Genomic DNA, 14,321 nt, shown 5'->3' with positions numbered 1-14,321 from the left:
TCGCGGCACACCGAGCGATCATGGGATGGCGGCACCCCGCTACTCCAGTTCTCCTTCGGTCTCCAGGTAGACCTGGCGCAGCCGGTCGAGCGTGTCCGGTTCGGGATGCTCCCAGAGTTTCCGTTCCGCCGCCTCCAGCAGCCGCTCGGCAATGCCGTGCAGGGCCCACGGGTTGGACTGCTCCATGAACTTGCGGTTCACATCGTCGAATACGTAGCTCTCCGTGAGCTTCTCGTACATCCAGTCCGCCACGACATTGGTCGTGGCGTCGTAGCCGAACAAGTAGTCGACGGTCGCCGCCATCTCGAACGCGCCCTTGTACCCGTGCCTGCGCATGGCCTCCAACCACCGCGGGTTCACCACGCGGGCCCGGAACACCCGCGAGGTCTCCTCCGACAGCGTCCGGGTGCGCACCGCGTCGGGCCGGGTGCTGTCACCGATGTAGGCCTCCGGGTTCTTGCCGGTCAGCGCGCGAACCGTGGCGACCATACCGCCGTGGAACTGGAAATAGTCGTCGGAGTCGGCGATGTCGTGTTCGCGGGTGTCGGTGTTCTTCGCGGCCACCGCGATTCGGCGGTACGCCCCACGCATGTCCGCCGCGGCGGGCGCGCCGTCCAGATCCCGGCCGTAGGCGTAGCCGCCCCAGGTGGTGTACACCTCGGCGAGGTCGTCGTCGGTGCGCCAGCTCTTCGAGTCGATCAGCTGCAGCAGACCCGCGCCGTAAGTGCCCGGCTTGGAGCCGAAGATGCGGGTGGTGGCGCGTCGCCGGTCGCCGTGCTCGGCCAGATCCGCTTCGGCGTGCGCGCGCACGTAGTTCGCTTCGCCCGGTTCGTCCAAACCTGCGACCAGGCCGACCGCGTCATCCAGCAAGGCCAGTACATGAGGGAAGGCGTCGCGGAAGAATCCGCTGATGCGCACGGTGACATCGATGCGGGGACGGCCGAGTTCCTCGAGCGAGATCACCTCGAGCGTGCTGACCCGGCGGCTGGCCTCATCCCAGACCGGCCGGACACCCAGCAGCGCAAGGACTTCGGCGATGTCGTCACCCGAGGTGCGCATGGCGGAGGTGCCCCAGATCGAGAGGCCGACCGACCGTGGGTACTCGCCGTGGTCGGCCCGGTACCGGTCCAGCAGGGACTCCGCCATGGCCTGGCCGGTCTCCCAGGCCAGCCGCGACGGCACGGCCTTGGGGTCGACCGAGTAGAAGTTGCGTCCGGTCGGCAAGACGTTGATCAGGCCGCGTAACGGCGAGCCGCTCGGGCCCGCCGGGATGAACCCCCCGTCGAGCGCGTGCAGCACCCGGTCGACCTCGACGCAGGTCTGTCGCAGGCGCGGCACCACCTCGGTGGCCGCGAACCGCAGCACCCGCCGGACCTCGGGATTGTCGGTGATGCCGTCGACCGCGTCCGGCGACCAGTTCGCTGCCTGCAATCCCGCGACGAGTGCGCGGGCGCTGCTCTCCACCGCGTCGACGCGCTCGCGCGCCTCGCTGCCCGACTCGTCGAGCCCGAGTGCTTCGCGCAGGCCGGGCACGGTGCGCTCACCGCCCCACAGCTGGCGCGCGCGGAGCATGGCCAGCACCAGGTCGAGCTCGCCCTCCCCCGTCGGCGCCTGGCCGAGCACGTGCAGGCCGTCGCGGATCTGGACGTCCTTGATCTCGCACAGCCAGCCGTCGACGTGCAGCAGCATGTCGTCGAAGGAATCCTCGTCCGGGCGCTCGGCGAGGCCGAGGTCGTGGTCCATCTTGGCGGCGCGCATCAGCGTCCAGATCTGCTGGCGGATGGCGGGCAGCTTGGCCGGGTCGAGTGCGGAGATGTTGGCGTGCTCGTCGAGCAGCTGCTCCAGCCGCGAGATGTCCCCGTAGCTTTCGGCGCGGGCCATCGGGGGGATCAGGTGATCGACCAGGGTGGCGTGCGCGCGCCGCTTGGCCTGGGTGCCCTCACCCGGGTCGTTCACCAGGAACGGATAGATCAGCGGCAGGTCGCCGAGCGCCGCATCGGTGCCGCAGGAGGCCGACATGCCGAGCGTCTTGCCCGGCAGCCACTCCAGGTTTCCATGCTTGCCCAGGTGCACCATCGCGTCGGCGCCGAATCCCTCTGGAGCGCTGAGCCACCGGTACGCGGCCAGGTAGTGATGGCTGGGTGGCAGGTCGGGATCGTGGTAGATCGCGACGGGGTTGTCGCCGAAGCCGCGCGGCGGCTGCACCATCAGCACCACGTTGCCGAAGCGCAATGCGGCGATGACGATCTCGCCGCCGGGATCGGACGAGCGGTCGACGTAGAGTTCGCCGGGCGGCGGGCCCCACGCTTCGACGACGGCCGCACGCAGGTCGGCGGGCAGGCTGTCGAACCATGCGGCGTAGGTCGTGGCGCTGATGCGGATCGGGTTGCCCGCCAACTGCTCGGAGGTCAGCCAGTCCGGATCCTGGCCGCCCGCAGCGATCAGGGCGTGGATGAGGGTGTCGCCATCGCGCTCGTCCAAGCCGGGGACCTCGCCGGGCGCGCCGAGGTCATAACCGGCGGCGCGCATCTCGGTGAGCAGGCGGATCGCACTGGCCGGGGTGTCCAGGCCGACGGCGTTGCCGATGCGGGCATGCTTGGTCGGGTAGGCCGACAGCATGACCGCGACGCGCTTGCGCGCGGCGGGGATGTGGCGCAGCCGGGCGTAGCGGGTCGCGATGCCGGCGACCCGGGCGGCGCGCTCGGCATCGGGGACGTAGGTGGACAGCCCGTCGGCGTCGAATTCCTTGAACGAGAACGGCACCGTGATGATCCGGCCGTCGAACTCCGGCACCGCGACCTGGGTCGCGACGTCCAGCGGGGACAGGCCGTCGTCGTTGGCCTCCCATTGGGCGCGGCCGGTGGTCAGGCACAGGCCTTGCAGGATGGGGACGTCCAGGTCGGCGAGCGCACCGACGTCCCATGCTTCGTCCTCGCCGCCGGCGGAGGCGGTCGCCGGTTTGGTGCCCCCCGCGGCCAGCACCGTCACCACTAGCGCGTCGGCCCGGCGCAGGGTGGCGAGCAGCTCGGGTTCCGCGGTGCGCAGCGACGCGCAGAACAGCGGCAACGGACGCGCGCCCGCCTGTTCGATGGCGGTGCACAGTGCGTCGACGTAGGCGGTGTTGCCCGCGAGGTGCTGGGCACGGTAGTAGATCACCGCGACGGTCGGGCCGTCGACCGGCGCCGCGACCCGGTCCAGTTCGCCCCAGCTGGGCAGCTGGATCGGTGGCTCGAAGCCGTGCCCGGTGAGCAGCACGGTGTCGGACAGGAAGTTGTGCAGCTGGCGCAGGTTCTCCGGGCCGCCGGCGGCGAGGTAGTTGTGGGCGTCGGCCGCGACGCCGCCCGGCACGGTGGAGCATTCCATCAGCTCGGCATCGGGCGCGAGCTCGCCACCGAGCGCGACCAGCGGTACGCCGCTCGCGCGCAGCACCTCCAGCCCGTCCTCCCACGCCCGCTTGCCGCCGAGGATGCGCACGATCACCAGATCGGCGCCGTCGAGCAAACCGGGTAGGTCGTCGGCCAGCAGGCGGGCCGGATTGCCCCACCGGTAGTCGGCGCCGCTGGCGCGCGCGCTCAGCAGATCGGTGTCGGACGTGGACAACAGCACAATCACGGTGGCAGCCTTCCTCGGGTGACGCGCCCATCGGGGGTTCGCTGCTCGCCGGAGAGGGTCTGGCTTTCTACAGTGGCGCGACCGCACCGGATTTTCACCGGTTTCCTCGTCGTCCGCCGAGCACGCCGATGCTACCTGCCGCCCGGAGCGGGTTCGCCGGCATGTGGTTGTGCCGCACCGGCCAGCCGCCGGTCGCACTAGCCCGGGCAGCTAGGTGTCGCGCGCGCGTCACGCTTTGCGGACTACCCCGCCCAGGAGCACCAGCCGCGTGGCGGGCAGGTCGTCGTCGAGCCACTGTTGCAGGGGCACCACGCCGGGATCGAGCATGTCGAAGCCGTCGAAGAACGAGGCGACCTGCGCCGCGGATCGATACCTCACCTGCGCCGAGGACTTGGCGGTGTCCGCCGAGGACTGATTGATGAAATCCGGATCGCTGCTGTCGGAGCCGTGCGTGAAGGCCAGATAGCTTCCCGGGGCGATCGCGTCGCGGAATCGGGCGACGATCTCGGCGGGGTGTTCGTCGTCCATCACGAAGTGCAGAACGCCGACCAGCGTGATCGCGACCGGCTCGTCGAAGTCGATCAGCTTCCCGGATGCCAACCGGTCCAGGATGTCGTCCGGACGGCGGACATCGCCCAGCATCGCCGCCACGCCGTCCGAAGCGGCCAGCAGAGCATTGCAGTGCGCGTACACGACCGGGTCGAAGTCGACGTACACCGCCCGCGCCGACGGATCGGTCTTGCGCGCGACCTCGTGGACATTGGGCGAGGTCGGGATGCCCGCACCGAGATCGATGAACTGCCGAATGCCCGCCTCGGCCGCCAACTGGACTGCGTTCACCAGGAATTGGCGGCTGAACCAGGCCAAGGTCTTGGTGTCGGGCGCGATCGAGAGCATGCGACGGGCGACCGCCCGGTCCACCTCGTAGTTGTCCTTGCCGCCGAGCAGATAGTCGTACACCCGAGCGGAGTTCGGCGTGGTCGGATCGACGCCACGCGGTGCTCGCTCCATGCTCGACACCGTACCTCTCCGATAACCTTGACCAAATCGTAACAAATTGTCACCTGCAGGTGACGCGCTCTGTCGTGAGGAAGCCGATGTCGGCGCCGCGCCACTGTAGCGTGCGCGTACTGCTCGAAAGATGCTGTGGTGCCGGCCTTCTGGCCATTCGTCGCCAACACGACGCTCGGCGTGCGCCGGTGGATCACACGCTCGGGAACAACGCAGGAGCACTGCCACGCTGGACAATCAGAGGTAGCGGCAGCGGAGCGCACACAATTGGCCGTCAGAGGTCTCCCATGAGGCACCGAATCCGCTACTCAATTGCCTTCCAGGAGAAGCCCTCCGACACCAACGTGAACGAAGGAGCAGACTCAGTTGTGCGGTGCCGCCGCCAGCGCATCGGCCCGCGCCATGAGCACATCGGCGACCGGACGGGGACGGCGGCCGAGTCCACATGCGCTGGCGACCCCGTCGACAGGGCGTCCAAGTGCGTGCTCGATAGCCGCCAATGTCTCCAATTGTTGTTCCTCGCTGGGAATATCGTGCACCAATCCGGCATAGAAATCGGTGCCTTCGCAGAGGGACAGGTCAGCGAGCGGCGCATAGAATTCGCTCTTCGACGAGGGCGGTCTGTCGCCTCCCGCGAAGGGTCCGTGCAGGTATTCCAGGACGCGTCCGTGCGGCCAGTGCCGGACGACGGAATTGGCCAGATCCACGAACGGCCGCACGTCGCGCAGCCTCCCGCGGGCTTTGTTGCGCAGACTGCCCAGGCACAGGTGTACCCCGAATCGGGTTCCCGCAGGGGCTGCCGCGGCCAGCGCGGCGATGCCGCGGCCCAATCCCAGCATCCGGTCCACCTGGCGGTGGAACGGCTGCGCCTTGGCCAGCAGCACCAGTTCCGCGGTGGCCTCGAGTTGCACGACGACGTCGTCACCGGCCAACTCGCGAATCGCGGTGATGTCGCGCACGGTGGCGTCGATGAATGCTTGCCGGTGCGGCCGGATCCCGGATGCCCCCAAGGCGATGAACGTGAGCGTGAAATCGGTCGGCATGCCGATCTGCAAGGCGAGATCGGGCAACTGCCGATCCTCGCGCAGCTTCCGGAATGTCGGCCACGCCTCCTCGGCCTCCCTGAGGTACCCGAGATCCATGACGTCGCCGCACAATTCGGTCCCGCGCGCGGCCCGATGGATCGTGCGGTGCCTGCTCGACTGCCAGCCGCCGGGCTTTCGCACCTCCAATGCGCCTTGGGAAACCAAATCCTCGATGATCGGCTGGATGTAGAACTCGTAACGCCGAGTCTCCCCCGTGGGCAGGGTACGCAACCGCGGACCCGCGCCATCGAGCATCGCTCGCATCGCGACATCCGTGCTCTCGGCCGGAAAACTTCCGACGAAGTGCACCGCCCGCGTGCCCGCCCCTTGCACCATCGAACCCACGTTCCCGCGCTCCTCAGTTCACCGGGTCGTCCCGGGCTGGGCCGGGACACTCATGCGGCTCTACTCCGCGATAGCCACGGACCATTATGTGCGGTAGTGGCGTTCGCCGGATACCTCGACACACAACGGCCGCCTACTCGACCGCCGCGATGGAATACCAGAGAACCACTCTCTGCGGGCGATGGTTCGATGCGAGGCAGCGACCTCTGTCGAACCTGTCACCATGACAGATGAAAGGTATTGGTGCAGTGAGCGTTACGGACAGCTGCTGGACAGAGGTCGGGTATTGCGCGTGACATGGTTGGCGCATAGCCTGCGTCGCGTGCGAATCTCGGTACGGTCGATCCTCGCTTCCGCTGCGACAATGGTCCTCTGCCTCACACCAGGCGTGGCCCACGCGGAGGATACGCCGCCGGATCGCTGTGAATCGGTGTCCATTCCGGTGCCGCTCGGGGTGATGGCGGGTACGTTATGCGTTCCCACAGCGCAGCCGACCGACACGGTCATGGTGCTGATCGCGGGTTCCAACTACAACCACACGTACTGGGATTTCCCCTACGCCCCGGAGACTTACAACTTCCGGCGCGCGATGAACGCCGCGGGTTACGCGACACTCGTGGTCGATCGGCTCGGTAACGGCGCGAGCAGCAGGCCGCCCAGCACGCAGCTGACGGCGTCGGTGTCCGCACGCGCCTTGCACGACATCGTCCAGGCCCTGCGCCGGGGACTGGCGGGCGCGCCGCCGTTCGGCAAGGTCGTCACCGGTGGCCACTCGCTCAGCTCCGGTATCGGCGTCATGGAGGCGAGCACCTACCAGGATGTCGACGGTGTCTTGCTCACCGGGTTCTCCCACGCCCTCAACGTTTCCGAAGTCCTCGGCGTGATCGCGACCTATCATCCAGCCGCCGAAGATCCCCAGTTCGCCGGGCGCGGATACGATCCCGGCTACCTCGCCACGCGGCCCGGAACCCGCGCACGCAATTTCTTCGCGCCCGAGACGGCCGACCCCGAGGTTCTCGCGGTCGACGAGGCGACCAAGGAGGTCTTCTCGCCGACGGAATATCCCGACGGGCTGACCTCCACTCTCCCGCCGATGACCAACTTCATCAGCGCCCCGGTCCTGATCGTCAACGGCAGCTCGGACCGATTGTCCTGCGGACCCGGTTACGCGGTCTGCGCGAATGCCGAGACGCTGCTTGCCGCCGAAGCGCCGTTCTTCGGCCCGGCCGCACGACTGCGCACCTTCGTGCTGCCCGGTAGCGGCCACTCGGTCAATCTCGCACGCAACACCGCCGAGTACCGGTCCGCCGTGATCGACTGGATGGACTCCATCACCAAGTGACCGGTCTCCCGGACGGCTCACCGCAGCGAGTGCTTCGACGCTCCTCGGGTGGACGCGCCGGCGGTGTCGTGCTGACGGGTCCGTAGGCTGGACCAGCTATGACACGAGGTGGTCCCGATTCCTGTCCAGGTGTGCTGCGGCTGCACCAGGCGGCCGACGGTCCCCTGGCGCGGATCCGGGTGCCCGGTGGGCTGCTGAACTCCGCTCAGTTGCAGGCACTGGCGGAGTCTGCCCGTGACCTGGCGGACGGGAATATCGAACTCACCTCGCGCGGCAACGTCCAATTGCGGCAGGTACGCGACGCGGCGGCGTTGACAGACCGGCTCGCCGCCGTTGGGCTCCTGCCCAGCCACACACACGAACGGGTGCGCAACATCATCGCCTCGCCGCTGTCCGGACGTGTCGGCGGCCTGGCGGACGTGCGCACGCTGGGCCCTGCGCTGGACACCGGCCTGCTCGCCGCGCCACGGCTGGCCGAGTTGCCCGGCCGGGTGCTGTTCACCCTCGATGACGGTCGCGGCGATGTCAGCGGGCTCGGCGCCGACATCGGGGTGCACGCGCTCGGCGCGGAGGAGTTCGCGTTGCTGCTGGCGGGCCGCGACAGCGGCGTCCGACTCCGGGCGGCCGACACGGTCGAGGTCATGCTGGCCGCGGCGCACGGATTCCTGGAGCTGCGCGGCGAGGACGCGGGACGGTGGCGGTTGCACGACATCGAACAGGGCGCTGATCGGGTGGTCGATCTCCTCGGGCTCTCGCCTGTCGCAGATCGGCTCGAATTACCTGTGGGGCAGAGCCTTCCGATCGGCTGGCTGGAGCAGGAAGACGGGTTGGTCAGCCTCGGCGCCGGTGTGCGCCTCGGCTGCCTCCCCGCCCGCACCGCCGAATTCCTCGCCGCGGTCGAGCGCCCGATCGTCGTCACGCCGTGGCGCGGCCTGGTGGTCGCCGACCTGGAGGCGTGGGCCGCCGAACAGGTCGTGCGCGTGCTGGCCCCGATGGGTTTGATCTTCGACGCCGACTCGCCATGGCTGCTGGTCAGCGCCTGCGCCGGGCAGCCCGGTTGCGCGAAGTCGCATACCGACGTCCGAGCCGATGTGTCCGACGCGGTCGACACGGGCCGTGTGCTGCCCGCGACGTACCCTCGCGAGCATGGCGCGGATGACCGGGATGCCGACCCGGAAGAACCTGCGCAGCAGCAGGTCTCGGAGCCTCCCCGGATCGCGGCTACCGATATTTCGGTGGCCGGGCGGCAACACTGGTCCGGCTGCGACCGCCGCTGTGGCCGCCCCCGGGGCCAGGTCACCGATATCGTCGCGACAGACGAGGGTTACCGCATCGGCTGATCGTCGCCGGGCCTGCGTGCCGCGTCACCTTCCGTGGATCTCGAGGGTGCAGCATTTGACGGCTCCGCCCGCCTTGAGCAGTTCGGACATCTCGATCCCGACCGGGTTGTAGCCGCGCTCGCGCAGGGATTCGCTCAGATCGGAAGCGCGGCTGCTGAGGAATACATTGGCACCGTCGCAGACACCGTTCAATCCGAGTACCACCGCGTCCGCGTCGGTGGCCACGATCGCGTCGGGGTAGAGCTCGGCGAGAATCGCGCGGGCCGCCGGGCTGAAGGCGGGCGGGTAATAGGCGACGGTGCGGTCGTCCAGCGGAAGCAGCACCGTATCCAGGTGATAGAAGCGCGGATCGACCAGTTCCAGGGACACCACGGGCAGACCGAAGTGCCGCGATACCTCCTCGTGCGCCGCAAGCGAACTGCGGAAACCCATGCCCGCCAAGAGCCGATCACCGACCAGAAGGAAATCACCTTCCCCTTCGTTCAATTCCCCGGCGGCTACAAGATTCGGCAGCCTGGCCCCGGCGAACCATTCGTGGTAGGCGGGACCTTCGGCAGCGCGTTCCGGATGCGTGAAGCGGGCCGACATCGCCCGGTCCCCGACGATCAGACCACCATTGGCGGCGAACACCATGTCGGGCAGGCCCGGGATGCCGGGCACCACCTCGACTATGTGCCCGTATGCCGCATAGGTGGCGCGCAGCGTCTCCCACTGTTCGATCGCCAGGTCGCGGTCGACCGGTTCGGCGGGATTCATCCAGGGGTTGATCGAATAGGTGACGTCGAAGTAATCGGGTCGGCACATGAGGAACCGGCGCGGCGACGAACCACGGGCCGCGGTCTCGACTCGGAGGGTGGCTACAGACGTCAACGGAACTCCCGGAGGTCGGCGGGGACTTTCAGCTGAGACGAAGGTAAGTCGACTACTATTGCGTCAGAAACAACGATTTGTTGCTAATCTCAGCCAGAAATCGATAGTTCATTGCGCGAAGGCACCAGGAGTGTGATGTGGACGACCTCGATCGGCGGATTCTCGAACAGCTGCTCAAGCACGCGCGCGCCTCGTTCCAGGAGATCGGCAGCGCGGTCGGGCTGTCCGCGCCCGCGGTGAAGCGACGGGTCGACCGGCTGGTCGCGAACAAGCAGATCACCGGATTCACCGCGTTGGTCAACCCCGCCGCGCTGGGCTGGAAGACCGAGGCATATGTCGAGGTCTACTACCGCGACAACATCTCCCCCGCCGAATTGAAACGCAGCCTGGAACCGATTCCGCAGGTGGTCGGCGTGTGGACCATCGCGGGCGAGGCCGACGCACTGGTGCACGTGATGGCCACCGACATGGCCGAGATCGAGGTGACCGTGGAGCGGATCCGGGAGAACGCGCGCGTCGGGCGCACACGGAGTTCGATCGTCATGTCGCGGATCCTCGAGCGCCCGCGAACCTGAGCGGGCAACGTCATCCGGACATCGTGCGGTGCTGTACCCCTCAACCCGGACCGCCCGGTCCGGACCCGCACCCATAGGGTGGAGCGCATGTCCGACGTACGCGCCAGCTACCTGACCGACGGGGCCGAGATCTACCGTCGCTCGTTCGCGACGATCCGCGCCGAGGCCGATCTGAGCGGGTTCCCACCGGACGTGGCGCAAGTGGCGGTGCGGATGATCCACGGCTGCGGGCAAGTCGACCTCGCCGAGGACATCGCCTTTTCGCCCGGCGTCGTCGCGGCGGCGCGGGCTGCCCTGCGTGCGGGCGCGCCGATTCTGTGCGACGCGACCATGGTCGCCTCCGGTGTGACCAGAAAACGACTGCCCACCGACAACGAGGTGGTGTGCACCCTCGCCGATCCGCGCGTCCCCGGATTGGCGTCGGCTCTGGGCACCACCCGCTCCGCTGCCGCGCTCGAACTCTGGCGCGACCGCCTCGATGGCGCCGTCGTCGCAATCGGCAACGCACCGACCGCGCTGTTTCATCTGCTCGATCTGCTGGACGCGGGCGCACCCAGGCCCGCTGCCGTCCTCGGCATTCCCGTCGGATTCGTCGGAGCCGCCGAATCCAAGGACGCGCTGATCGCGGCCGGCGGCATCGAGTACCTCACGGTCCGCGGCAGGCGCGGCGGCAGCGCGATCACCGCATCCGCGCTGAACGCGATTGCGAGCGAACAGGAATGAGCGCGCCGGGCAAACTGTGGGGCGTCGGACTCGGCCCCGGCGATCCGGAGCTGGTGACGGTCAAGGCGGCCAAGGTGATCGAGGCGGCGGACGTCATCGCGTTCCACAGTGCGCGCCACGGTCGCAGCATCTCCCGCCGCATCGCCGCGCCGTACATGCGCCAGGGTCAACTCGAGGAGCACCTCGTCTACCCGGTGACCACCGAGACCACCGACCATCCCGGCGGCTACCAAGGCGCGATCGACGAGTTCTACGAACACGCCGCCGAGCGGCTGGCCGCGCACCTGGCCGCGGGCCGCTCGGTCGCGTTGCTCGCCGCGGGCGACCCGCTGTTCTACAGCTCCTACATGCACATGCACCGTCGGCTGGCCGACCGGTTCGAGACCGAGATCATCCCGGGTATCACCTCGGTGAGCGCGGCGTCGGCCGCATTGGGCACGCCGCTGGTCGAGGGCGAACAGGTGCTCACGGTGCTGCCGGGCACCATGCCGGTGGACGAACTCACCCGGCGTCTGCGCGCGACCGACGCAGCCGCGATCATGAAACTGGGCCGCACCTATCCCGGTGTCCGCCAGGCACTTTCGGATTCGGGTCGGCTCTCCGGCGCCTACTACGTCGAGCGCGCCAGCACCACCGAGCAACGCGTCCTGCACGCCGACGCGGTGGACGACGCGGAGGTCCCCTACTTCTCCATCACCCTTGTCCCGGGCCCGGAACCGACGACGCCGCTGCCCCACGCCGAGCCGAATCCAGCTGCCCGTCAGCCGATGCCCCGGGCAGCGACCGGGCGAGTCGGCGAGGTCGTCGTCGTGGGACTGGGTCCCGGCGCGCCGGAATGGACCACCGACGAAGTGCGCGCGGCGCTGGCGGACGCCACCGATCTGGTCGGCTACACCACCTACTTGAACCGGGTACCACCACGACCTGGCCAGCGCCGTCACGCCAGCGACAACCGGGTGGAGTCCGAGCGCGCCGCCATGGCCTTGGATCTGGCCGAGCGGGGCGCGCGGGTAGCGGTCGTATCCTCGGGTGACCCAGGGGTTTTCGCGATGGCGGCGGCCGTACTGGAGGAAGCAGCGGACCCGCAGTGGCGCGAGGTGCCGGTACGGGTGCTTCCCGGACTCACCGCGGCCAACGCGGTGGCGAGCCGGGTCGGCGCACCGCTCGGACACGACTACGCAATGATCTCGCTCTCCGATCGGCTCAAGCCATGGGATGTCGTGGCAGAACGCCTTTCCGCCGTCGCGGCGGCCGACATGGCCATCGCGGTCTACAACCCGGCGTCCTCGCAGCGCACCTGGCAGGTCGGCGCGATGCGGGACCTGCTGCTGGAGCACCGCAAGCCCGATACGCCCGTCGTCGTCGGGCGTGACGTCGGCGGGCCGGCCGAGTCGGTGCGCGTGGTGACGCTCGGCGATCTCGACCCCGCCGAGGTGGACATGCGCACGCTGTTGATCATCGGCGCGTCGACCACGACCGCGTTCGCGACCGGCTACGGGACCCGCGTCTACACCTCCCGGCGCTATGGGACGGTCCGCGACGCGGCGGCGGACAACGCGTAGGATCGCCTGACGCACCGGAGATGGGAGGGAACTTGGCCGCGACACTGGCGGAGTTGACGCTGCGCACGCGAGCCTTGGAGGCACGGGCCACCGCGACCGAGCAAGCACTCGACGAACAGGGCGTCGTCCTGGGCGAACTCGCAGGACTCACCAGGAAAGCGCTGGACGGCATCGATCGGCTCGACCGGCGGGTCGAGAAGATCGAGAACACTGTCACAGAGCTTCGCGAGGACGTCGGCGAGCTGCGCGAAAACGTCGGTGGACTGCAGGAAAGCGTCGGCGAGTTGCGCGAGGACGTCAGCGGACTGCACGACCGTGTCGGCGAACTCAGCCGACGGGTCACGGTACTGGAAAAGGGCCAGGTCCGGTTGGAACAGGGGCAGACGCGACTGGAACAGGGCCAGGCGCGACTGGAGCAGGGCATGACCGAGGTGCTCGCCCGGCTCGACCGGTTGGCCGGGACCGCGTAGCCGCGCCCGTGCCGGTAACATTCCACTATGGAATGTTCAGCAGAAGGGAGCAGTCGTTGACCAACGCCACGACCACGCGCAAGTCGCTGAACTCCACGGCGGCGTCGTTGCTCGGATTTCTGCACGAAGGTCCCATGTCGGGGTGGGATCTGGTGGCGGCGGCGCAAGACCGCATCGGCGACTTCTGGACGATAACGCAGAGTCAGGTCTATCGAGAGCTCGCCGCCATGGACGCCGCTGGACTGGTCGAGAAGGGTGAGACCGGCGCACGCGAGCGAACGCCCTATCACATCACCGACGCCGGGCGAGAGGCCTTCCTGGAGTGGGTGGCCCGTGATCCCGGCGGCGAGACCATCCGGGTGCCGCTGCTGCTCACGCTGTCGTTCGGCGAGCATCTGGACCGCGATCGGCTCGACCGCATCGTCGCGGCCAACCGGGAGATCCATCAGGCACGGCTGGCGCGGTATCTCGCCGAGGACCCGGAGACGATGTCGGCCTTCGCCCGCGCCACATTGGATTTCGGGATCCGCTACGAGCGGGCGGTGCTGGACTGGTTCGATCACCTGCCCGAGCTTCTCGGCCGCTGATCGGAACGGGTCGCGACGGCTCTTTCCGGATACGAGCGCGCCAGGGATCAACTGCGCCCGAGATGGATTCGTTTCTCGCGTAGCCAATCCATCGCCTGCGCAACGGTTTCCACGACCTGCACGCCCTCCGGCAGGGGCGGTCGGTCGACCAGGACGACCGGAATTCCGGCCTCGCGGGCGGCGGCCAGCTTCGCTTCGGTCTGATCGCCGCCGCTGTCCTTGGTGACCAGCACATCGATCCTGTACTCGGCGATCAGCCGCGATTCGTCCTCGAGCTCGAAAGGTCCTCGGGCGAGCAAGATTTCGTGTCGAGGCGGCAACGGGCCCGCGGGCGGATCAATGGCTCGGATCAGGAACCACTGCCGCTGCTGTCCCGCGAAGGCGTCCACGCCTTGACGGCCGATGGTCAGGAACACACGCTCGCCGAGCGTCGCGGCCGCCTGCGCTGCGGCGGCGAGATCGGGCACCCGTACCCATCGATCCCCCGGCCGCTCCGGCCAGTTGGGCCGTCGCACGCAGACCATCGGCACGCCCGGATCACGCGCGGCCGCGGCGGCGTTGGCACTGATGCCCGCCGCGAATGGATGGGTGGCGTCCACGACAGCGGCCACGTCGTTGTCCGCGATCCAAGAACGCAATCCCTCGATGCCACCGAAGCCACCGACCCGTACCTCACCCTCGGGCAACCGGGGCGCACGCACACGACCGGCGAGCGAGGACACGATCTCGAATCCTCGCTCGCCGGAAGCGATGTGGGCGAGGTCCCGGGCTTCCCGGGTGCCGCCCAGAATCAGAATTC

At 68.6% G+C, this 14,321-nt stretch carries 12 protein-coding genes and 1 riboswitch; of the genes, 7 read left to right on the top strand and 5 right to left on the bottom strand.

Annotation, left to right across the window (positions count from 1 at the left end):
• Nucleotides 1–39: 39 nt before the first annotated feature.
• The 3 genes from cobN to NA4_RS17290 all read right to left on the bottom strand — a co-directional run bounded on the left by cobN (nt 40) and on the right by NA4_RS17290 (nt 6,044).
• Nucleotides 40–3,612, bottom strand: coding sequence for a cobaltochelatase subunit CobN (gene cobN, locus NA4_RS17300; RefSeq protein ID WP_067470678.1), 3,573 nt, complete (start codon nt 3,610–3,612; stop codon nt 40–42).
• Between the two features lie 33 nt (nt 3,613–3,645).
• A riboswitch (cobalamin riboswitch) is annotated at nt 3,646–3,745 on the bottom strand.
• Between the two features lie 95 nt (nt 3,746–3,840).
• The gene (locus NA4_RS17295) at nt 3,841–4,623 is read right to left on the bottom strand and encodes an SAM-dependent methyltransferase (RefSeq protein ID WP_067470676.1); all 783 of its coding nucleotides are present in this window, start codon (nt 4,621–4,623) and stop codon (nt 3,841–3,843) included.
• A gap of 362 nt (nt 4,624–4,985) precedes the next feature.
• On the bottom strand, nt 4,986–6,044 hold the full coding sequence (locus NA4_RS17290; RefSeq protein ID WP_067470674.1) for a hypothetical protein: 1,059 nt from the start codon (nt 6,042–6,044) through the stop codon (nt 4,986–4,988).
• 331 nt (nt 6,045–6,375) lie between these two features.
• Here NA4_RS17290 and NA4_RS17285 point away from each other — a divergent pair, with 331 nt between their 5' ends.
• Both NA4_RS17285 and NA4_RS17280 read left to right on the top strand, forming a co-directional pair.
• The gene (locus tag NA4_RS17285; RefSeq protein ID WP_245671436.1) at nt 6,376–7,395 is read left to right on the top strand and encodes an alpha/beta hydrolase; all 1,020 of its coding nucleotides are present in this window, start codon (nt 6,376–6,378) and stop codon (nt 7,393–7,395) included.
• A gap of 98 nt (nt 7,396–7,493) precedes the next feature.
• A complete protein-coding gene (locus tag NA4_RS17280) occupies nt 7,494–8,735 on the top strand; it encodes a ferredoxin-like domain-containing protein (RefSeq protein WP_067470672.1) in 1,242 nt (413 codons plus the stop codon).
• 24 nt (nt 8,736–8,759) lie between these two features.
• Here the strand turns inward: NA4_RS17280 and ddaH are convergent, their stop codons facing one another.
• Nucleotides 8,760–9,605 (bottom strand): dimethylargininase, encoded by an 846-nt coding sequence (gene ddaH, locus NA4_RS17275; RefSeq protein ID WP_245671435.1) that lies wholly within the window; start codon nt 9,603–9,605, stop codon nt 8,760–8,762.
• A 137-nt stretch (nt 9,606–9,742) separates the two neighbouring features.
• On the opposite strand from ddaH, the gene NA4_RS17270 reads away from it, so the two are divergent.
• The 5 genes from NA4_RS17270 to NA4_RS17250 all read left to right on the top strand — a co-directional run bounded on the left by NA4_RS17270 (nt 9,743) and on the right by NA4_RS17250 (nt 13,522).
• Nucleotides 9,743–10,180, top strand: a complete 438-nt coding sequence (locus NA4_RS17270) for an Lrp/AsnC family transcriptional regulator (RefSeq protein ID WP_067470668.1) — start codon at nt 9,743–9,745, stop codon at nt 10,178–10,180.
• Nucleotides 10,181–10,267: 87 nt separating this feature from the next.
• Nucleotides 10,268–10,903 carry a precorrin-8X methylmutase gene (locus tag NA4_RS17265; RefSeq protein WP_067470666.1) on the top strand — a complete coding sequence of 212 codons (636 nt, stop codon included), beginning with the start codon at nt 10,268–10,270 and terminating at the stop codon, nt 10,901–10,903.
• Entirely contained in the window at nt 10,900–12,465 is a 1,566-nt protein-coding gene (gene cobJ, locus NA4_RS17260) for a precorrin-3B C(17)-methyltransferase (protein ID WP_067470664.1), read from the top strand. Before NA4_RS17265 ends, cobJ begins: the two co-directional genes overlap by 4 nt.
• Before the next feature lie 32 nt (nt 12,466–12,497).
• A complete protein-coding gene (locus tag NA4_RS17255; RefSeq protein WP_157129088.1) occupies nt 12,498–12,935 on the top strand; it encodes a hypothetical protein in 438 nt (145 codons plus the stop codon).
• Nucleotides 12,936–12,991: 56 nt separating this feature from the next.
• A complete protein-coding gene (locus NA4_RS17250; RefSeq protein WP_245671434.1) occupies nt 12,992–13,522 on the top strand; it encodes a PadR family transcriptional regulator in 531 nt (176 codons plus the stop codon).
• Between the two features lie 47 nt (nt 13,523–13,569).
• On the opposite strand, the gene NA4_RS17245 is transcribed toward NA4_RS17250, so the two are convergent.
• The gene (locus tag NA4_RS17245; RefSeq protein ID WP_218022311.1) at nt 13,570–14,319 is read right to left on the bottom strand and encodes a cobalt-precorrin-6A reductase; all 750 of its coding nucleotides are present in this window, start codon (nt 14,317–14,319) and stop codon (nt 13,570–13,572) included.
• Between the last annotated feature and the right edge of the window lie 2 nt (nt 14,320–14,321).

It is taken from the genome of Nocardia amamiensis NBRC 102102, assembly GCF_001612745.1.
Taxonomy (GTDB): domain Bacteria; phylum Actinomycetota; class Actinomycetes; order Mycobacteriales; family Mycobacteriaceae; genus Nocardia; species Nocardia amamiensis.
The sequence above is the reverse complement of the archived record's forward strand: the minus strand, read 5'-3'. Positions and strand labels throughout refer to the sequence as shown.